Genomic DNA, 19,306 nt, shown 5'->3' on the forward strand with positions numbered 1-19,306 from the left:
GAATGGTAGTATGAATTTACAAGTGAAACAATGTATCCCGCTTAAGATTAAACGAATGGGGATCAATGGTGAGGGTATTGGTTTTTATAAAAAAACGCTGGTTTTTGTTCCTGGAGCTTTGAAAGGAGAAGAGGTGTTTTGTCAGATTGTTTCGGTTAAGAGAAACTTTGTTCAGGCAAAACTATTAAAAATTAATAAAGCTTCCAAGTTTCGTGTTGATCCTGAATGTGGTGTCTATGAAGAGTGTGGTGGTTGCCAGTTGATGCATCTTCGTTATGATAAACAATTAGAGTTTAAAACGGACCTGTTAGGACAAGCTTTGAAAAAGTTCAAACCGGCTAATTTTGAGTCTTATGAGATTCGTCCAACAATAGGAATGAAGCAACCACAACATTATCGTGCTAAACTACAATTTCAAATACGTTCTTTTGGTGGCTCAGTTAAGGCTGGCTTATTTGCGGAAGGAAGTCATCGACTAATCAATATTGATGATTGTTTGGTTCAAGATGAGTTAACGCAAGCGATTATGAATAAAGTGACAAATTTGCTAGATAAATACAAGCTACCGATTTATAATGAGCGCAAAATTTCCGGGATTCGCACAGTTATGATACGACGTGCTTTAGGGTCTAATCAGGTCCAGCTAATTTTTGTAACATCTAATCCTGTTTCTTTGACTAAGTTGGTGAAGGAGTTAACTTTAAGTTATCCTGAAATTGTAACAGTTGCTGTCAATTATAACTATTCGAAATCCAGTGAGATTTATGGCCAAGAGACAGAAATTATCTGGGGCCAAGATACAATCCAAGAAGAGGTTCTAGACTATAACTTCGCACTTTCTCCTCGTGCCTTCTACCAGTTGAATCCTAAGCAAACTGAAGTGCTCTATGGTCAGGCAGTTGAAGCTTTGGAAGTGGATAAGTCTGAACACCTTATTGATGCTTATTGTGGTGTTGGTACTATTGGACTTGCATTTGCAAAAAAAGTGAGCACCATTCGGGGGATGGATATTATTCCGGAAGCTATCGAAGATGCTAGAAAAAATGCTGAGTCACTTGGACTGGATAATGCTCACTATGAGGTAGGAAAAGCTGAAGATATTATTCCTCGCTGGTATAAGGAAGGGTATCGAGCGGATGCTCTTATTGTAGATCCACCGAGAACGGGTTTGGATAGTAAGTTACTTAAAACTATACTGGAATATACTCCCAAAAAAATGGTATATGTCTCATGTAATGTATCTACTTTGGCAAGAGATTTAGTTTCTTTAGCTAAGGTATATGATGTGAACTATATTCAGTCAGTAGATATGTTTCCTCACACTGCTCGGACAGAAGCAGTTGTAAAGCTGACTAAGAAATGTAATAAAAACTAACATGATAAACAAAAAATTTCAAAATTATTGGAAAATTTCTTTATTTTTCTAAAAAATAGGAGTATAATAGGACTATCGATTTTTTAAAGGAGGAGCGTATGAAGAAGAGCTTCATTGATCAACAAAAGGAAATTTCTTTTGTAAAAAATACTTTCACACAGTATTTAATTGATAAACTTGACGTCGTTGAAGTGCAAGGGCCTATTTTGAGTAAGGTCGGGGATGGTATGCAGGATAATTTAAATGGTATTGAAAATCCTGTAACTGTTAATGTACTTCAGATTCCTGACGCAACATACGAAGTTGTTCACTCATTAGCAAAATGGAAGCGCCATACTTTGGCTCGTTTTGGTTTTAATGAAGGTGAAGGGCTCGTGGTTAATATGAAGGCTCTTCGTCCAGATGAAGACTCATTGGATGCAACGCACTCCGTTTATGTTGACCAATGGGATTGGGAAAAGGTTATTCCTGATGGACATCGTAATATTGCGTATTTGAAGGAAACCGTCGAGACAATCTACAAAGTTATTCGTTTGACTGAGCTTGCTGTTGAGGCGCGTTACGATATTGAAGCCGTCTTACCTAAGAAAATTACTTTCATCCATTCAGAAGAGCTTGTTGAGAAGTACCCTGATTTGACACCGAAAGAGCGTGAAAATGCCATAACTAAAGAATATGGTGCTGTATTCTTGATTGGTATTGGTGGTGTTCTTCCTGACGGGAAGCCCCATGATGGTCGTGCACCTGACTATGATGACTGGACAACTGAGTCTGAGAAGGGTTATCATGGTTTGAATGGAGATATTTTGGTTTGGAATGAGCAATTAGGACATGCTTTTGAGTTATCATCAATGGGGATTCGTGTTGATGAAGATGCACTTAAACGTCAGGTTGAAATTACTGGTGACCAAGATCGTTTGAAATTGGATTGGCACCAAGCCTTGTTACATGGCCAATTCCCACTAACAATTGGTGGTGGTATTGGTCAATCACGTATGGCTATGTTCTTGCTACGTAAAAAACATATAGGTGAGGTTCAAACTTCAGTTTGGCCAGATGCCGTTCGTGAAACTTACGAAAATATCTTGTAAAAAGAGTACTAACAAAAGTTAGTGCTTTTTGATTTGGAATAAATTGTGCGTTATTGATTAGAAAATTTATTATTAGACTAGGTATCGTGAGAGTTGACTATATTTTCATTATAAAGAAAAACCTATCCTTTGTAGGAGATAGGTTATAAAATTAGTTGTTGCTACGGAAAAATGCGTCATAGAGCGCTCTAACGGCTTCTTTCTCTTGTTCAGTTTCAATTACAAACATTACAGAAACTTCACTTGATCCCTGAGAAATCATTTCAAGGTTAATGTTTTTTTCAGAGAGTGCTTTGGCTGCTGTCGCTGTAACACCGATGTGGTCTCTCATATTTTCACCAACAATCACTAGGATAGAAAGGCCATGTTCAATTTCAACTTCATCAACACCAAGTTCACGCGTCAAATAAGAGAGGATTTCTTGTTCTTTGATTGGGGTAAGTTCACGTTCTCGAATAATGATTGAAAGGTCATCAATTCCAGAAGGCATATGTTCCCAACGGATGTTTAAATCTTCCAAGATTTGTAGCACCTTACGTCCGAAACCTACCTCGCGGTTCATGAGGTATTTACTCATATTGATGCTGACAAACTTGTCATCGCTAGCAATACCAACAACTGGAACAGTTGCTCCCTGGTGTTCAAGAATAATACGTGTGCCTGGGTGGTCCGGATTATTGGTGTTTTTGATAACTAATGGAATCTTACCACGATATGCTGGGAGGAGAGCTTCATCATGAAGAACCGAAAATCCAGCATATGCCAACTCACGCATTTCTTTGTAAGTCAACTCTGGAATAGAGTGCGGTTCATGTACCACACCTGGGTGGGCTGCAAAAATACCATCTACATCTGTAAAGTTTTCATATAGGTCAGCTTTAACACCTGCCGCTACGATAGAGCCTGTGATATCAGAGCCTCCTCGTGAGAATGTACAGATTTGATTATCAGAGGTGACCCCAAAGAATCCAGGAATAATCAGAACCTCATCTGATTCACGAAGTTCTTCTAACTTATCATATGAACCCGGAAGAATACGGGCGTTGCCTGGCTCACTTGAGACCAAGATACCAGCTTCGCGAGGATGAACGTAGCGTGCTTCAATATCGTTATTGCGGAAATATTCAGCAATTAATTTTGCATTATTGTCCTCTCCCGCAGCTAGGAAGGTATCATGGAGGAAATCGTTATCCTCGATGGGAAGCGTAGCGAGGTCAGTAATAGCTTTGGCAATTTTTACCATCTCTTTTGATTTGAAACCTAGTTCATCAACCATAGCTTGGTAGCGGTTAATAATCCATTCTTGGTCAGCTTTAACATCAGCACCCTTTATATAGTGTTTGTAGTATTTAATTAGGGCGTCTGTAACTTTGGTATCCTCATCGTTACGTTTACCAGGGGCAGAGACAACGACAAAGCGGCGTTCAGGGTCAGATTTTACAATGTTTAAGACTTTTTCTAATTGTGTTGCTGAAGCGAGTGAGCTTCCGCCAAATTTGATGACTTTCATAGTTACTCCAAAAAAATTATAAATTATTCTACAATTATAGCAAAATTCTGATAATTTGTCACATTGTTTTTAAAAGCGAGTAAGATTTAGTCTGATTATGATACAATAAAGGAAGAAAAGGAGGATGTCTCGTGGTAGAGGCAATTATTTTTGATATGGATGGTGTCCTTTTTGACACTGAAAAATATTATTATGATCGACGGGCAAGTTTTTTAGGCCAAAAGGGTATTTCAATAGATCATTTACCCCCGTCTTTCTTTATAGGTGGAAATACTAAGCAGGTTTGGGAAAATATTCTTAGAGATGATTATGATAAGTGGGATGTGTTAACTTTACAAGAAGAGTACAATACTTATAAACAAAATAATCCCTTACCCTATAAAGAATTAATTTTTCCTGATGTTTTAAGGGTTTTAAATGAAGTGAAATCTCAAGGGTTAAAAATAGGCTTAGCCTCTAGCTCAGTGAAAGCAGATATCTTTAGAGCTTTGGAGGAAAATCGTTTGCAAGGTTTCTTTGATATTGTTCTCTCAGGAGAGGAATTCAAAGAGAGTAAACCCAATCCAGAGATTTATTTGACAGCGTTAAAGCAATTAAACGTGCAAGCAAGTCGTGCTCTTATCATTGAAGATAGTGAAAAAGGAATTGCTGCTGGGGTAGCTGCAGATGTAGAGGTCTGGGCGATTAGAGATAATCGGTTTGGTATGGATCAAAGTGCTGCAAAAGGTTTATTGGATAGTCTTACAGATGTTTTAGACTTAATAAAATAGAAAACAACACCGAGCTTGTCTCCTCGGTGTTTTGAGGTATCAAATTAAAAAATTATAAGTTTATGTTGACCTTTAGGTGGACTATGGTATACTAGGAAATAACGACTTATGATTTGATTATCAAATTATCTATATATCAAATAAAATTGTGATAAAAAATTAAATAACATGCGGTTTTGATATAGTAACTAGTTATCGGAAGGAGTGCTAAAATGGCTTACGAAACAATTCTTTATAGTGTTGAAGAGGAAGTGGCAACATTAACTCTCAATCGCCCTGAAGTGCAAAATGGATTTAACATTCAAGTTTGTGATGAGATTATGGCTGCAATCGAGGAAGCAGGGGAAGATGCATCTGTGAAGTTCTTGGTTATCAATGCTAAGGGGAAAGTCTTTTCTGTTGGTGGAGACCTTGATCAAATGAAAAAAGCTGTTGCTGTGGATGATGTACAATCTTTGGTTCGTATTGCTGAGCAAGTGAATGAAATATCTTTTGCTCTTAAAAAATTGCCTAAGCCAGTCATCATGGTTATTGATGGGCCCTGTGCAGGTGCCGCTGCTAACTTAGCAGTTGCAGCAGATTTCACAATTGCATCTGAAAAAGCTAAATTTATTCAAGCTTTTGTAGGTGTTGGTTTGGCCCCTGATGCTGGTGGTCTTTACCTTTTGACTCGTTCAATTGGTATTAATCGTGCTACTCAAATTACCATGACAGGAGAGCCTGTGTCAGCTGAGAAAGCTTTAGATTGGGGGATTGCTTACAAGGTAGTCGATTCAGAAAAACTTGAGAAAACAGTGAGTCAATTGATTAAGAAATTAAATCGTTCTTCAGTTAATTCATTCAAAGCAATTAAAGAAATGGTTTGGGAATCTGAATTTGCAGGTTGGGAAAAATACGCTAAGCTAGAGCTTGATTTGCAGAAATTTCTTGCATTTACAGAGGACTTTAAAGAAGGTGTACGTGCTTATAGTGAACGTCGCCGCCCTAAATTCCAAGGAAAATAAACTTGTTTTCAGAAATTAAAACTAAAGCTTTCAAATTGGACTTGCTAAATTAGTTTGAGTCTGATATAATTTGATAATCAAATCTTATTGAAAGGAGTCTGGTGTGAATTACGATAAAATTAATGGCTATCTTGTTGATATTTTTAATAACGTCGTTATTATCGAAGAAGCAAGTTTGAAAAATTCAAAGTTTAATGATATTTCCCTCAAGGAAATGCATACCATTGATGTTATTGGCACACATCCAGATACGACACCAAGTGCAGTTGCTAGAGAGCTTATGTTAACCCTTGGTACTGTAACAACTTCTCTCAATAAACTTGAAAAGAAAGGATATATTATTCGTACGCGATCATCTGTTGATCGTCGTGTGGTCCATCTATCACTTTCTAAAAAAGGTCGTCTGGTATATCGTCTTCACCGTGCTTTCCATAAATCAATGGTGAAGACGATTACAGAAGGCTTTAACGACGAGGAATTAAAGGTTATGAGCAAAGGTTTGGAAAATCTCCATGCCTTTCTTGAGGAGTTGAAATAATGGCATTTGCAAAAATTAGTCAGGTTGCCCATTATGCACCTGCTCAGGTCGTGACCAACGATGACCTATCTAAAATCATGGATACCAGTGATGAGTGGATTCGCTCACGTACAGGGATTCAAGAACGTCGCATTTCATTAAATGAGAATACAAGTGATTTAGCTACCAATGTTGCTTATCAGCTGTTGGAAAAGTCGGGATTATCTCCTGAAGAGCTAGACTTTGTTTTAGTTGCAACGATTTCTCCTGATAACTCAATGCCGTCAGTGGCAGCACGTGTTCAAGGAACAATTGGAGCAGTTAATGCCTTCGCTTTTGATATTACTGCGGCATGCAGTGGTTTTGTCTTTGCTTTGGCAACCGCAGAAAAATTGATAAAGTCAGGAGCTTACAAAAAAGGTTTAGTTATTGGTGCTGAAGTTCTTTCAAAAACTTTAGACTGGTCTGATCGTGCAACAGCAGTTCTTTTTGGAGATGGGGCTGGCGGTGTTTTATTAGAAGAATCTGAAGAAGAACACTTTTTTGGTGAATCTTTAAATACCGACGGTAGCAAGGGCGGTCTTGAGTCGGGAGCTTCTGCAGTTATTTCGCCTTATTCTGATGGTACTGAGCAGCCTAATCCCTATATGCAAATGGATGGTAAAGCAATCTTTGATTTTGCTGTGAAGACTGTTTCGAAGAGTATTAAAGCATTGGTTGAAGAAAAAGGTGAACCTGATTACTTCCTTCTTCATCAAGCTAATATTCGTATTTTGGATACTATGGCTAAGAAAATTGATGTTAGTCGTGATAAATTTCTGGCTAACATGATGTCTTATGGTAATACCAGTGCAGCAAGTATTCCAATCTTGCTTTCTGAGAATGTGGCGAATGAGACTCTTAAGTTAGGCAGTGATCAAACAATTCTTCTCTCAGGTTTTGGAGGGGGTTTGACATGGGGCAGTCTAATTGTTAAAATCTAGTTATATAAATTATGCACCAGCATAGATTATAAGAAATATATTTATCTTAAAGGAGAAAATAAAATGGCAGTATTTGAAAAAGTACAAGAAATCATTGTTGAAGAACTTGGGAAAGATGCAGAAGAAGTAAAAGTAGAAACTACTTTTGACGAACTTGATGCTGATTCACTTGATGTATTCCAAGTTATCTCAGAAATCGAAGATGAATTCGATATTCAAATCGAAACTGAAGAAGGTCTTAATACGGTTGGTGACCTTGTTGCTTACGTAGAAGAGAAAACTAAATAAGCAGAGCATAGAGAATATTCTTATTAGGGATATTCTCATTTGTTTATAAAATTACTTTGATTATTAAACTATTTATTTGATCAGAAAATCGAAAAAAGGTGAAAAATGAAATCTCGTATTACAGAACTGTTAGGAATTAAATATCCAATCTTCCAAGGTGGTATGGCCTGGGTTGCTGATGGTGACTTGGCTGGAGCCGTTTCAAATGCTGGTGGACTCGGAATTATTGGTGGCGGTAATGCCCCTAAAGAAGTGGTAAAAGCTAATATTGACAGGGTGAAACAAATCACTGACAAACCATTCGGTGTTAATATTATGCTTTTGTCGCCATTTGTTGACGATATTGTTGACCTTGTTATTGAAGAAGGTGTAAAAGTTGTTACAACTGGTGCAGGAAACCCAGGTAAATATATGGAACGTTTCCACGAAGCCGGTATCACAGTTATTCCAGTTATCCCATCAGTTGCACTTGCTAAACGCATGGAAAAACTTGGAGCGGATGCTGTTGTTGCAGAAGGTATGGAAGCTGGTGGTCACATCGGTAAATTGACAACTATGGCTCTTGTTCGACAAGTTGCAGATGCGGTATCTATCCCGGTTATTGGGGCTGGTGGTGTTGCTGATGGACGTGGTATGGCTGCTGTTCTCATGCTTGGAGCAGAAGCTGTGCAGGTTGGTACGCGTTTCGCTGTTGCCAAAGAATCTAACGCTCACCAAAACTTCAAGGATAAGATTTTGAAGGCTAAAGATATCGATACTGTGATTTCCGCTTCTGTTGTAGGACACCCTGTTCGTACCATTAAGAATAAGTTGGCTACAGAGTACAATCAGGCCGAAAAAGATTTCTTAGCTGGTAAGAAAACTCAAGAGGAAATTGAAGAGCTTGGTGCAGGTGCACTTCGTAATGCCGTTGTTGATGGAGATGTGGAATATGGTTCAGTTATGGCTGGACAAATTGCAGGTCTTGTTCGTAAAGAAGAAACGTGTGCAGAAATCTTGGAAGATTTGTACACAGGTGCTGCAAAGGTAATTAAAGAAGAAGCTGCTCGTTGGGCAGATGTAAACGTCTAAAAACATCGAAAGGATTATGATAGTGACAAAACGTGCTTTCTTATTTGGTGGTCAAGGAGCTCAGAAATTGGGTATGGCAAGTGATTTGTATGCGGCATATCCCATTGTCAAAGAAACATTTGATACGGCTAGTCGTATTTTAGGTTATGATTTGCGTGAATTGATTGATTCTAACGAAGAAAAACTTAATCAAACACGCTATACTCAACCAGCTATTTTGACAACGTCAGTTGCTATTTATCGTCTCTTGGCAGAAAATGGTATTGCTCCTGATATTGTTGCTGGACTTTCTCTTGGGGAATATTCTGCCCTGGTTGCAGCTGGTGCCCTCTCGTTTGAAGATGCAGTAGCCTTAGTTGCTAAACGTGGGGAATTCATGGAAACTGCAGCTCCAGCTGGAAGTGGAAAAATGGTTGCTGTCATGAATACAGATCCAAATTTGATTGAAGAGATTTGTCAAGAAGCTTCTGAAAAGGGTGTAGTAACGCCTGCCAACTATAATACCCCAGCACAAATTGTAATTGGTGGTGAAGTTGGGGCTGTTGATTATGCTGTAGAATTACTTAAAGAAGCAGGTGCAAAACGCTTGATTCCTCTTAATGTATCAGGCCCATTCCATACAGCTTTACTTGAATCAGCTAGTCAAAAATTGGCAGTAGAATTAGAAAAAGTGTCATTCAATGACTTTGTCCTTCCATTGGTAGGTAATACTGAGGCTCAAATTATGAAGTCAGAAGACGTTAAAGCTCTTTTGGCTCGTCAGGTGATGGAACCTGTACGTTTTTATGATTCGATTGCCACTATCCAAGATTTTGGTGTAGATGAAGTGATTGAGATTGGGCCAGGAAAAATCTTGTCAGGTTTCTTGAAGAAAATTGATAAAACCTTACCAACTCAAAATGTTGAAGATCAAGCTAGTCTTGATGCCCTTCTTAATGCTTAAAACGAGGTAAACATGGAACTTAAGAATAAAAATGTTTTTGTAACAGGTTCAACACGTGGTATTGGATTAGCTGTGGCACATCAATTTGCTAGTCTTGGTGCCAACGTTGTCCTAAATGGACGTTCTGAAATTTCTGAGGACTTGCTTGCGCAATTTGTGGACTATGGTGTAACTGTTGTTGGTATCTCAGGTGATATTTCTAATGGTGAGGATGCTAAACGTATGGTAGCAGAAGCCATTGAAAAACTTGGAAGCGTTGATGTACTAGTTAATAATGCTGGTATCACCAACGATAAGTTGATGTTGAAGATGACTGAAGAAGATTTTGAACGCGTCTTGAAAATCAACTTGACTGGTGCTTTCAATATGACACAGGCAGTCTTGAAACCAATGTCTAAGGCTCGTCAAGGTGCCATTATCAATATGTCATCTGTTGTAGGTCTTATGGGAAATGTTGGTCAAGCTAATTATTCGGCTTCAAAAGCTGGTTTGATTGGTTTCACTAAATCAGTAGCTCGTGAAGTTGCAGCTCGTGGTGTTCGTGTTAATGCTATTGCTCCTGGTTTCATTGAGTCTGATATGACTGATGCAATCCCAGAGAAAATGAAAGACGCTATGATTGCTCAAGTACCAATGAAACGTATTGGTCAGGCAAAAGAAGTGGCAGAAGTTGCGGCTTTCTTAGCAGGGCAAGAGTATCTTACAGGTCAAACAATCGCTATTGATGGTGGTATGACCATGCAATAATTGATTTTCATTATCCAAAAAATCATATACTAAAATATCCATCCGAAAAAGGAGAATATACATGTCTACAAATCGTGTTGTTGTTACAGGTTACGGTGTAACCTCGCCAATCGGTAATACACCAGAAGAATTTTGGAACAGTCTTCATGACGGTAAGATTGGTATTAAGCCAATCACCAAGTTTGATGCTTCTGATATCCCAGTCTTTAACGCTGGTGAAATCCAAGATTTCCCATTCGACAAGTATTTTGTGAAAAAAGATACTAACCGTATGGACACTTATTCACTTTATGCGATTTATGCTGCTATGGAAGCACTTGAAAATTCAGGACTTAATATGGAAGAAGTAAATCGTGATCGCGTTGGTGTTATCGTGTCATCTGGTATCGGTGGTTTACAAGAACTTGAAGATCAAATTATCCGCATGTATGAACGTGGTATGAAACGTATCAAGCCAATGTTTATTCCTAAAGCTCTCTCAAACATGGGTGCAGGGAACATTGCTCTTAAGATTGGTGCTCAAGGGGTATGTAAATCAGTGACAACTGCCTGTGCCTCTGCCAATGATGCTATCGGTGAAGCCTTCCGCGAAATTAAATTTGGATTTCACGATGTTGTCTTGGCTGGTGGTGCGGAAGCTTCAATCACTAAAATTGGTATTGGAGGTTTTAACGCTCTTACAGCCCTTTCAACAACAGAAGATCCAGAACGTTCTTCAATTCCATTTGATAAAGACCGTAATGGTTTTGTTATGGGTGAAGGTGCTGGGGTTCTTGTTATTGAAAGCTTGGAGCATGCGCAAAAACGTGGTGCCAACATCTTGGCTGAGATTGTTGGTTACGGATCAAACTGTGATGCCTATCATATGACAACGCCAACTCCAGACGGTTCAGGAGCTGCTAAAGCAATTAAATTGGCTATCAATGAAGCTGGTATCAAGCCTGAAGATGTTGACTATGTCAATGCTCACGGTACTTCAACACCAGCCAACGAAAAAGGTGAAAGTGCTGCTATTGTGTCTGTACTTGGTAAAGATGTTCCAGTTTCATCTACTAAATCATTTACAGGTCACCTGCTTGGTGCTGCTGGTGCTGTTGAAGCTATTGCAACAATTGAAGCTATTCGTCACAGCTTTGTACCAAAAACTGCTGGTACAAAAGAATTGTCTGACTACATTGAAGCTAATGTTGTTTACGGTGAAGGTAAAGAAGCTGATATTGAGTATGCAATCTCAAATACCTTTGGTTTTGGTGGACACAACGCTGTTCTTGCCTTTAAACGTTGGGAGGGCTAATTTATGAATATTTCTGAAATTAAAGATTTGTTGGCTCAATTTGATACCTCAACTTTGCGTGAATTCTCATATAAAAACAATGGAGAAGAGTTGAACTTGAGTAAAAATCAAACAAGTTCAGTAACTACTTCCCCAGTAGCTCCTACAGTTGAAGTGGTTGCGTCATCTCCTCAGGATCCAGTTGCTCCAGTAGCAGCACCTGCCGCTGTTGAAACTCCAGCAACACCAGTTGAAGAAGCTTCTGCTCAAGCTGCTGAAGGTGAAGTGGTTGAAAGTCCACTTGTTGGTGTGGCTTACTTGTCTCCATCACCTGAAAAACCAGCCTTTGTTTCTGTTGGTGATACTGTTAAGAAAGGTCAAACGCTTCTTATCGTTGAAGCAATGAAGGTGATGAATGAAGTACCAGCACCTAAAGATGGTGTTATTACTGAAATCTTGGTAGCGAATGAAGAAGTTGTTGACTACGGAAAAGGATTGGTACGCATCAAATGACAATTGATATTAATGCTATTCGTGAAGCTTTACCACACCGTTATCCAATGCTTTTGGTTGACCGTGTGCTAGAAGTTTCAGAAGACGAAATCACAGCTATTAAAAATGTAACGATCAATGAACCTTTCTTTAATGGACATTTTCCTCAATACCCAGTTATGCCAGGTGTCCTCATCATGGAAGCTCTTGCGCAAACAGCTGGTGTTCTTGAATTGTCTAAACCTGAAAACAAGGGCAAATTAGTCTTTTATGCAGGTATGGATAAGGTTAAATTTAAAAAACAAGTGGTTCCTGGTGACCAACTTGTTATGACAGCTAAGTTTGTTAAACGTCGTGGAACAATTGCTGTTGTTGAAGCTAAGGCTGAAGTCGATGGTAAACTTGCTGCATCAGGTACTTTGACTTTTGCTATTGGAAGCTAATGTTTTGTGAAAATCCTTCTGGCGACAGTCGGAAAGGATTTTTCTTTAGACATTGGTCTATCACATAGAAAGGAAATCAACACAGACTATCATAAAGATGTCTGATGTTATCTTGTTTTATGTTTAAAAAATTATTGATTGCCAATCGTGGTGAAATTGCAGTGCGTATTATCCGTGCAGCGCGTGAATTGGGTATCCAAACGGTCGCTATCTATTCTGAGGCGGATAAGGATTCTCTCCATACTATGCTTGCTGATGAAGCTATCTGTATTGGTCCGGCAAAATCAACTGATTCTTATTTGAATATGAACCGTGTCTTGTCAGCAGCTACTGTAACTGAGGCTCAAGCTATTCATCCAGGGTTTGGTTTCTTGAGTGAAAACTCTAAATTTGCTACTCTCTGTGAGGAAATGAACATCAAGTTTATTGGTCCTTCAGGTGAGATTATGGACAAAATGGGTGATAAAATCAATGCTCGCGCTGAAATGATTAGGGCTAATGTCCCTGTAATCCCTGGTTCAGATGGTGAAGTCTTTACGGCTGAAGAGGCTTTAGAAGTTGCCAATCGTCTAGGTTACCCAGTGATGCTTAAGGCTTCTGCAGGTGGTGGCGGTAAAGGAATTCGTAAGGTCAACACTAAAGAAGAGTTAGCTCCTGCCTTCGAATCTGCGTCACAGGAAGCTAAAGTATCCTTTGGCAATGGGGCAATGTATATTGAGAAAGTTATTTACCCAGCTCGTCATATTGAGGTTCAAATTTTGGGAGATAGCTACGGTAATATTGTTCACCTAGGTGAGCGTGACTGTTCTCTTCAACGTAATAACCAAAAGGTCTTGGAAGAATCACCTTCTGTTGCCATTGGTAAGACACTTCGTCATGAAATTGGGTCTGCGGCTGTTCGTGCTGCTAAGGCTGTTAATTATGAAAATGCGGGTACTATCGAGTTTCTTCTTGATGAAAAATCAGGTCAGTTTTACTTTATGGAAATGAATACTCGTGTTCAAGTTGAGCACCCAGTTACTGAATTTGTAAGTGGTGTGGATATTGTTAAAGAACAAATCCGTATTGCTGCAGGTGAAAAATTATCTGTGTCTCAAGATGATATTGAAATCAAGGGACATGCCATTGAGTGTCGTATCAATGCGGAAAATCCTAAGTTCAACTTTGCACCAAGCCCAGGGAAAATTAGCAATCTCTACCTACCTAGTGGTGGTGTTGGTCTTCGTGTGGACAGTGCTGTCTATCCAGGCTATACCATTCCACCTTACTATGATTCAATGATTGCAAAAATCATTGTTCATGGAGAAAATCGATTTGAGGCACTCATGAAGATGCAACGTGCTCTTTACGAGTTTGAAATCGATGGAGTTGTGACAAATGCTGACTTCCAGTTAGATTTGATTTCAGACCGTAGCGTTATCGCTGGAGATTATGACACATCATTCTTGATGGAAACTTTCCTACCAGAATATCAGAATCGTGAGGGATAGAGTTTATGGGATTATTTGATCGAAAAGAAAAGTATATCCGTATAAATCCTAACCGTTATGTACGTAATGGGGTTGATCACCATGTTCCAGAAGTACCAGATGATCTTTTTGCCAAATGTCCTGGCTGTAAGCAAGCTATTTATCAAAAGGACTTGGGACAAGCTAAAATCTGTCCAAACTGTTCTTATGCCTTCCGTATTTCCGCAAAAGAACGTCTTGATTTAACGGTTGACGAGGGATCTTTCCAAGAATTATTTACAGGTATTAAAACTGAAAATCCATTAAATTTCCCAGGTTATATGGAGAAGCTAGCTGCCACCAAGGAAAAAACAGGTCTTGATGAAGCAGTTGTGACGGGTGTTGCAACTATAAAGGCACAAAAAACAGCCTTGGCTATCATGGATTCCAACTTTATCATGGCTTCAATGGGAACCGTTGTTGGTGAAAAAATCACAAAACTCTTTGAGTATGCGATTTTGGAAAAACTTCCAGTAGTTATTTTTACAGCTTCTGGTGGTGCCCGTATGCAAGAGGGAATCATGAGTTTGATGCAAATGGCTAAGATTTCAGCTGCTGTAAAACGTCATTCAAACGCTGGCTTGCTGTACTTGACTGTCTTGACAGATCCAACCACTGGCGGGGTTACAGCAAGTTTTGCCATGCAAGGCGATATCATCTTGGCTGAGCCACAAACTTTGATTGGCTTTGCAGGTCGTCGTGTCATTGAAAATACAGTTCGTGAAACTTTGCCAGATGATTTCCAAAAGGCCGAGTTCCTTCAGGAACATGGTTTTGTTGATGCCATTGTCAAACGTACAGAGTTGGCTGATACTATTGCCACGCTCTTATCATTCCATGGAGGTGTTCAATGAGTGACGTAGCACGTATTTTAAAAGAAGCACGTGATCAAGGCCGTTTAACGGCCTTGGACTTTGCTAAAGAAATCTTTGATGATTTCATCGAACTTCATGGTGACCGTAATTTCCGTGATGACGGTGCCGTTATCGGCGGTATTGGTCGCTTAAATGGCCAAGCCGTTACAGTAGTGGGTATCCAAAAAGGTAAAAACCTACAAGATAATCTCAATCGTAACTTTGGTCAACCTCATCCGGAGGGCTATCGTAAGGCTCTTCGCCTTATGAAACAGGCTGAAAAGTTTGGTCGTCCAGTTGTTACCTTTATCAATACTGCAGGTGCTTATCCTGGTGTCGGAGCAGAGGAACGTGGACAGGGTGAGGCTATTGCTCGTAACCTTATGGAAATGAGCGATCTTAAGGTGCCAATTATTGCCATTATCATTGGTGAAGGTGGTTCGGGAGGAGCTCTTGCCTTGGCAGTAGCCGATAAGGTTTGGATGCTTGAAAATACCATCTATTCTATCTTGAGTCCTGAAGGATTTGCAACTATCCTCTGGAAAGACGGCTCACGTTCAGAAGAGGCGGCAGAGTTGATGAAGATTACATCAGGCGAGTTGCTTAACATGGGAATCGTTGATAAGGTTATCCCAGAGCGTGGCTATTTTACTAGTGAAATTATTGAAGCGATTAAGACAGCCATCGTAGACGAGTTGGCAGAATTAAGCCAATTAACAACAGAAGACTTACTTGAAGCGCGTTATCAACGTTTTAGAAAATATTAAAAAACATTGGGAACTATATCCCAATGTTTTTTAGACGGTATGACGTTCGAAGGCTTGGTCTGAGATGCCTTGTTCAAGGATAAGTTTAGCCCATTCCTTAGCTGAATGAAGGCTGTGATCCTTATAGTTACCACAAGATTCAATAGTAGTTCCTGGAACATCTTCCCAAGTAATTTCGTTTGCAATAGCTTCAAGACTAGATTTGATAACTTTGGCAATTTCCGTAGGATCTTGTTTTCCCCACATGATCATATGGAAACCTGTACGGCAACCAAATGGTGAGCAATCAATAAGGCCATCGATACGTTGACGGATCAGTTTAGCGAGTAGGTGTTCGATAGTATGAAGACCACCTGTATCAATACTATTTTCATTAGGTTGAATCAAACGGATATCAAAGTTTGTGATGATATCTCCTTTAGGTCCAACTTCCTCTGAAATAAGACGGACATAAGGTGCTTTTACAATAGTGTGATCAAGTTCAAAACTTTCAACAGTAACGTCTTTTGGCATGGTAATACCTCCCTATTCTATAGAGTTATGATACCACAAAATCAGTTTAAAGTTCTAGTATTTATTTGAGAAAAAGCTATAAATATGATAAACTAGAGGCGGTTTTCTTTAGGGAAACCTTAGAAAAGTTGAGGTAAAGACATGATAAACATGATAATTTTAGTTGTCTTTGCACTCATTGGTTTAGTCGTTGGATATTTAGCAATTTCTATCAAACTTAGCAAAGCTAAGGAACAAGCAGAAACTATCTTGCTAAAGGCAGAACAAGACGCTGTGAATCTTCGTAGTCAGGCAGAACATGATGCAGATCATCTACGTGTAACTGCTGAACGCGAAAGTAAGGCTCAACGTAAAGAGCTCTTGTTAGAGGCAAAAGAGAAAGCTAGAAAATATCGAGAAGATATTGAAGAAGAATTCAAATCTGAACGTCAAGAGCTTAAACAAATGGAGAATCGTTTAACAGAACGTGCAACCAGCCTTGATCGTAAGGATGAAAATCTATCAAGTAAAGAACTCGCCCTCGAGAAAAAAGAGCAGAGTCTTGCTGACAAATCTAAACATCTTAATGAGCGTGAAGAGAATGTGACTCAGTTGGAGGCTGAGAAGCAAGCTGAACTTGAACGTATTGGTCAAATGACCATTGCAGAGGCGCGTGAGGTAATCTTAACAGAGACTGAAAATAATCTTACTCATGAGATTGCAACACGTATCAAAGATGCAGAAGCACAGATCAAAGATACTGTTGATAAGAAGGCCAAAAACTTGTTGGCGCAAGCTATGCAACGTTTGTCTGGGGATTATGTTACTGAACAAACCGTAACCACTGTTCACCTCCCAGATGATAATATGAAAGGTCGTATCATTGGCCGTGAGGGGCGTAACATTCGTACCCTTGAAAGCTTAACAGGTATTGATGTTATCATCGATGATACTCCAGAAGTGGTTGTTCTTTCTGGTTTTGATCCAGTCCGTCGTGAGATTGCTCGCATGACTCTCGAAGCCTTGATTAAGGATGGACGTATCCATCCAGCTCGTATTGAGGAGTTGGTTGAGAAGAGTCGTAAGGAAATGGATAACCGTATCCGCGAATATGGTGAAGAGGCAGCTTACGAAATTGGGGCTATGAATCTCCACCCTGACCTAATCAAGATTATGGGACGATTGCAGTTCCGTACTTCATATGGTCAAAACGTACTTCGTCACTCAGTTGAAGTTGGTAAACTAGCAGGTATTATGGCCAGTGAATTGGGTGAGAATGTGGCTCTAGCTCGTCGTGCTGGTTTTCTTCATGATATGGGGAAAGCTATTGACAAAGAGGTCGAAGGTAGTCACGTTGAGATTGGTACTGAGTTTGCACGTAAGTATAAAGAGCATCCAGTCGTGGTTAATGCCATTGCCAGCCACCATGGAGATGTGGAACCTGAGAGTGTGATTGCAGTTATTGTAGCTGCAGCAGATGCTTTGAGTTCGGCTCGCCCAGGAGCTCGTAATGAATCCGTTGAGAATTATGTCAAACGCCTTCGTGATTTGGAAGAGATTGCATCAAGCTTTGACGGTGTTCAAACAAGCTTCGCCCTTCAAGCTGGTCGTGAAATTCGTATTATGGTTCATCCAAATAAAATCTCAGATGATGAAGTTACGATCTTGTCTCACAAGATACGTGAACAAATTGAGAAAAACTTGGATTACCCAGGAAATATTAAGGTTACAGTCATTCGTGAATTCCGTGCGGTTGACTATGCCAAATAAGAGGCTCTTTGTCAACTGTAGAGGGTGGCAAAGTTAAGCTCTAGCGAGAACAAATGATGTTCTCGCTTTTTTGCTGTTCAAAGCGATGTAAATACGTTTTTAAAAGTTGTTAGAGTTGTTTTAAATGAGTGATTGAGTTGAGGTAAAGCTTCCTGAATTAATCCAAAAAATTGTTGTGTTTAAAAATCTTGTCTAAACACTCTTTAGGTGTTAAGGTTTCCCTGAAAGTCCTCGAATAAAAGGCGTCAGGTAATAGTTTTCGACTATCCTTTTGAATGAGTTTCCAGTAATATTTTAGAACACGATATTCAAGAGACTTCTTCTCAAATTATTTCATTATTTGAATGCGTGTCTGTTTTAGCGTTCTGTTCATATGTTGGACAATGTGAAAACGGTCAAGAACAATTTTAGCATTGGGAAAAATAGTTTTGATTAAAGGGATGTAATTACCAGACATATCCATAGTAACAATTTTCACCCCTTCTCGAGCTTCTTTAGAGTATTTGAAAAAGTGACTACGAATGGTTGTTTGTCGTCTGTTATCAAGAATAGTGATAATTTTCTTAGTCTCATAATCCTGAGCAATAAAGGCTAGCTTTCCCTTTTGATAAGAGAATTCATCCCAAGACAGTACTTCAGGTAAGGTAGAATGGTCATCCTTGAACTGAAATTGTTTAAGCTTACGATACACAGTTGAGGTCGAGATGGCAAGTTTTTCAGTGATGTGCGTCAAAGCTTCTCGATTAAGCAAGAGTTGAGCTGTTTTCTGCTTCACTAATTCAGAGATTTGACAGTTCTTCTGAACAAGGGAGGTCTCAGAAACCGTCACTTTAGGGCAGTCTTTGCATTGAAATCTTCTCTTCTTCAAACGAATAAGACTAGGGAGTCCACCAATCTCAATAAAAGGAATCTTATAAGGCTTTTAAAAGTCGTATTTGATTTGTTTTCCTTGACAATGACAATACTTAGGAGGAGTGTAATCAAGTGTAGCTTGCACCTCAATATGTGTCTCGTGTTGAAAAACTTTAGTTAAAGTGATATTTTTGTCTTTAATTCCGATTAATTCTGTAGTATGATAGAGTTGTCTCATATGATTCTTTCTATTTATGGTTTCGTCGCTTTAAATTTTAAGTCAGATGGGACTTTTTGTATACTCAAAAGCTCCATAACTTCTTAGCAGGTTTTACCCACTACAGAAATTATAGAGCCAAATAAGATAAGAAAGCCGAAAGGCTTTTTTTATTTTGTAGTAAAAGTGAAAAGATTAGCCCTGTTAAAAATGTATGAACTTTCTTATCAAATTGCTTCATTTTGATAGGTTAGCGTTTTATAATGAAATATTTTGATTTTTTTTGAGGTTCTTTATTGACATCTATTATAAATTTAGTATAATAGATTTTGTAAACGA

At 39.1% G+C, this 19,306-nt stretch carries 19 protein-coding genes and 1 pseudogene; 17 read left to right on the forward strand and 3 right to left on the reverse strand.

Annotated elements, in window-relative coordinates:
* Nucleotides 1-10: 10 nt before the first annotated feature.
* Complete coding sequence (rlmD, locus tag NST05_RS09910) at nucleotides 11-1,375, forward strand: 23S rRNA (uracil(1939)-C(5))-methyltransferase RlmD (RefSeq protein ID WP_014607995.1); 1,365 nt, start codon at nucleotides 11-13, stop codon at nucleotides 1,373-1,375.
* A gap of 98 nt (nucleotides 1,376-1,473) precedes the next feature.
* Nucleotides 1,474-2,466, forward strand: a complete 993-nt coding sequence (gene asnA, locus NST05_RS09915; protein WP_011226888.1) for an aspartate--ammonia ligase — start codon at nucleotides 1,474-1,476, stop codon at nucleotides 2,464-2,466.
* Between the two features lie 151 nt (nucleotides 2,467-2,617).
* Here the strand turns inward: asnA and NST05_RS09920 are convergent, their stop codons facing one another.
* A complete protein-coding gene (locus tag NST05_RS09920) occupies nucleotides 2,618-3,976 on the reverse strand; it encodes an aspartate kinase (protein WP_002949766.1) in 1,359 nt (452 codons plus the stop codon).
* Between the two features lie 131 nt (nucleotides 3,977-4,107).
* On the opposite strand from NST05_RS09920, the gene NST05_RS09925 reads away from it, so the two are divergent.
* The 14 genes from NST05_RS09925 to NST05_RS09990 all read left to right on the forward strand — a co-directional run bounded on the left by NST05_RS09925 (nucleotide 4,108) and on the right by NST05_RS09990 (nucleotide 15,636).
* Nucleotides 4,108-4,746 carry an HAD family hydrolase gene (locus NST05_RS09925; RefSeq protein WP_084828518.1) on the forward strand — a complete coding sequence of 213 codons (639 nt, stop codon included), beginning with the start codon at nucleotides 4,108-4,110 and terminating at the stop codon, nucleotides 4,744-4,746.
* A 212-nt stretch (nucleotides 4,747-4,958) separates the two neighbouring features.
* Nucleotides 4,959-5,750 carry an enoyl-CoA hydratase gene (locus NST05_RS09930; protein ID WP_084828519.1) on the forward strand — a complete coding sequence of 264 codons (792 nt, stop codon included), beginning with the start codon at nucleotides 4,959-4,961 and terminating at the stop codon, nucleotides 5,748-5,750.
* A 103-nt stretch (nucleotides 5,751-5,853) separates the two neighbouring features.
* Nucleotides 5,854-6,288 carry a fatty acid biosynthesis transcriptional regulator FabT gene (fabT, locus tag NST05_RS09935; protein WP_271284738.1) on the forward strand — a complete coding sequence of 145 codons (435 nt, stop codon included), beginning with the start codon at nucleotides 5,854-5,856 and terminating at the stop codon, nucleotides 6,286-6,288.
* A complete protein-coding gene (locus NST05_RS09940; RefSeq protein WP_002949773.1) occupies nucleotides 6,288-7,250 on the forward strand; it encodes a beta-ketoacyl-ACP synthase III in 963 nt (320 codons plus the stop codon). Before fabT ends, NST05_RS09940 begins: the two co-directional genes overlap by 1 nt.
* Nucleotides 7,251-7,313: 63 nt before the next feature.
* Nucleotides 7,314-7,538 carry an acyl carrier protein gene (locus NST05_RS09945; RefSeq protein WP_002885495.1) on the forward strand — a complete coding sequence of 75 codons (225 nt, stop codon included), beginning with the start codon at nucleotides 7,314-7,316 and terminating at the stop codon, nucleotides 7,536-7,538.
* 105 nt (nucleotides 7,539-7,643) lie between these two features.
* Nucleotides 7,644-8,609, forward strand: a complete 966-nt coding sequence (gene fabK, locus NST05_RS09950) for an enoyl-[acyl-carrier-protein] reductase FabK (RefSeq protein WP_014607997.1) — start codon at nucleotides 7,644-7,646, stop codon at nucleotides 8,607-8,609.
* 22 nt (nucleotides 8,610-8,631) lie between these two features.
* Nucleotides 8,632-9,552 (forward strand): ACP S-malonyltransferase, encoded by a 921-nt coding sequence (fabD, locus tag NST05_RS09955; RefSeq protein ID WP_014727330.1) that lies wholly within the window; start codon nucleotides 8,632-8,634, stop codon nucleotides 9,550-9,552.
* Between the two features lie 12 nt (nucleotides 9,553-9,564).
* The gene (gene fabG / locus NST05_RS09960; RefSeq protein WP_002949780.1) at nucleotides 9,565-10,299 is read left to right on the forward strand and encodes a 3-oxoacyl-[acyl-carrier-protein] reductase; all 735 of its coding nucleotides are present in this window, start codon (nucleotides 9,565-9,567) and stop codon (nucleotides 10,297-10,299) included.
* A gap of 61 nt (nucleotides 10,300-10,360) precedes the next feature.
* Nucleotides 10,361-11,593 carry a beta-ketoacyl-ACP synthase II gene (gene fabF, locus NST05_RS09965; protein ID WP_011225530.1) on the forward strand — a complete coding sequence of 411 codons (1,233 nt, stop codon included), beginning with the start codon at nucleotides 10,361-10,363 and terminating at the stop codon, nucleotides 11,591-11,593.
* 3 nt (nucleotides 11,594-11,596) lie between these two features.
* The gene (accB, locus tag NST05_RS09970) at nucleotides 11,597-12,085 is read left to right on the forward strand and encodes an acetyl-CoA carboxylase biotin carboxyl carrier protein (protein ID WP_014607998.1); all 489 of its coding nucleotides are present in this window, start codon (nucleotides 11,597-11,599) and stop codon (nucleotides 12,083-12,085) included.
* Nucleotides 12,082-12,507: a 3-hydroxyacyl-ACP dehydratase FabZ gene (fabZ, locus tag NST05_RS09975; RefSeq protein ID WP_002885470.1), complete on the forward strand. Its 426-nt coding sequence runs from the start codon at nucleotides 12,082-12,084 to the stop codon at nucleotides 12,505-12,507. Before accB ends, fabZ begins: the two co-directional genes overlap by 4 nt.
* Before the next feature lie 119 nt (nucleotides 12,508-12,626).
* Nucleotides 12,627-13,997, forward strand: coding sequence for an acetyl-CoA carboxylase biotin carboxylase subunit (locus tag NST05_RS09980; protein WP_340743025.1), 1,371 nt, complete (start codon nucleotides 12,627-12,629; stop codon nucleotides 13,995-13,997).
* A gap of 5 nt (nucleotides 13,998-14,002) precedes the next feature.
* A complete protein-coding gene (gene accD / locus NST05_RS09985) occupies nucleotides 14,003-14,869 on the forward strand; it encodes an acetyl-CoA carboxylase, carboxyltransferase subunit beta (protein ID WP_340743026.1) in 867 nt (288 codons plus the stop codon).
* Complete coding sequence (locus NST05_RS09990; protein ID WP_024704196.1) at nucleotides 14,866-15,636, forward strand: acetyl-CoA carboxylase carboxyl transferase subunit alpha; 771 nt, start codon at nucleotides 14,866-14,868, stop codon at nucleotides 15,634-15,636. The genes accD and NST05_RS09990 overlap by 4 nt, the downstream gene beginning before the upstream one ends.
* Nucleotides 15,637-15,666: 30 nt before the next feature.
* Here the strand turns inward: NST05_RS09990 and NST05_RS09995 are convergent, their stop codons facing one another.
* Nucleotides 15,667-16,149 (reverse strand): S-ribosylhomocysteine lyase, encoded by a 483-nt coding sequence (locus tag NST05_RS09995; protein ID WP_002885585.1) that lies wholly within the window; start codon nucleotides 16,147-16,149, stop codon nucleotides 15,667-15,669.
* Nucleotides 16,150-16,290: 141 nt separating this feature from the next.
* Between NST05_RS09995 and NST05_RS10000 the strand changes: the two genes are divergently transcribed.
* On the forward strand, nucleotides 16,291-17,898 hold the full coding sequence (locus NST05_RS10000) for a ribonuclease Y (RefSeq protein WP_014608011.1): 1,608 nt from the start codon (nucleotides 16,291-16,293) through the stop codon (nucleotides 17,896-17,898).
* Nucleotides 17,899-17,981: 83 nt separating this feature from the next.
* On the opposite strand, the pseudogene NST05_RS10005 reads toward NST05_RS10000, so the two are convergent.
* Nucleotides 17,982-18,988 (reverse strand): annotated as a pseudogene (locus tag NST05_RS10005) (ISL3 family transposase); the annotation flags it as partial.
* Nucleotides 18,989-19,306 lie beyond the last annotated feature (318 nt).

Source organism: Streptococcus sp. FSL E2-3494 (assembly GCF_038007085.1).
Taxonomy (GTDB): Bacteria; Bacillota; Bacilli; order Lactobacillales; family Streptococcaceae; genus Streptococcus; species Streptococcus thermophilus.

Excerpts from the sequence above, each read along its gene's own strand:
- fabK (WP_014607997.1), top strand. The coding sequence starts at position 7,644 with ATGAAATCTCGTATTACAGAACTGTTAGGAATTAAATATCCAATCTTC.
- asnA (WP_011226888.1), top strand. The coding sequence starts at position 1,474 with ATGAAGAAGAGCTTCATTGATCAACAAAAGGAAATTTCTTTTGTAAAA.
- rlmD (WP_014607995.1), top strand. The coding sequence starts at position 11 with ATGAATTTACAAGTGAAACAATGTATCCCGCTTAAGATTAAACGAATG.
- fabF (WP_011225530.1), top strand. The coding sequence starts at position 10,361 with ATGTCTACAAATCGTGTTGTTGTTACAGGTTACGGTGTAACCTCGCCA.
- NST05_RS09945 (WP_002885495.1), top strand. The coding sequence starts at position 7,314 with ATGGCAGTATTTGAAAAAGTACAAGAAATCATTGTTGAAGAACTTGGG.
- accB (WP_014607998.1), top strand. The coding sequence starts at position 11,597 with ATGAATATTTCTGAAATTAAAGATTTGTTGGCTCAATTTGATACCTCA.
- NST05_RS09995 (WP_002885585.1), bottom strand. The coding sequence starts at position 16,149 with ATGCCAAAAGACGTTACTGTTGAAAGTTTTGAACTTGATCACACTATT.
- NST05_RS09940 (WP_002949773.1), top strand. The coding sequence starts at position 6,288 with ATGGCATTTGCAAAAATTAGTCAGGTTGCCCATTATGCACCTGCTCAG.
- NST05_RS09930 (WP_084828519.1), top strand. The coding sequence starts at position 4,959 with ATGGCTTACGAAACAATTCTTTATAGTGTTGAAGAGGAAGTGGCAACA.
- fabG (WP_002949780.1), top strand. The coding sequence starts at position 9,565 with ATGGAACTTAAGAATAAAAATGTTTTTGTAACAGGTTCAACACGTGGT.
- NST05_RS09980 (WP_340743025.1), top strand. The coding sequence starts at position 12,627 with ATGTTTAAAAAATTATTGATTGCCAATCGTGGTGAAATTGCAGTGCGT.
- accD (WP_340743026.1), top strand. The coding sequence starts at position 14,003 with ATGGGATTATTTGATCGAAAAGAAAAGTATATCCGTATAAATCCTAAC.
- NST05_RS10000 (WP_014608011.1), top strand. The coding sequence starts at position 16,291 with ATGATAAACATGATAATTTTAGTTGTCTTTGCACTCATTGGTTTAGTC.
- NST05_RS09920 (WP_002949766.1), bottom strand. The coding sequence starts at position 3,976 with ATGAAAGTCATCAAATTTGGCGGAAGCTCACTCGCTTCAGCAACACAA.
- NST05_RS09990 (WP_024704196.1), top strand. The coding sequence starts at position 14,866 with ATGAGTGACGTAGCACGTATTTTAAAAGAAGCACGTGATCAAGGCCGT.
- fabZ (WP_002885470.1), top strand. The coding sequence starts at position 12,082 with ATGACAATTGATATTAATGCTATTCGTGAAGCTTTACCACACCGTTAT.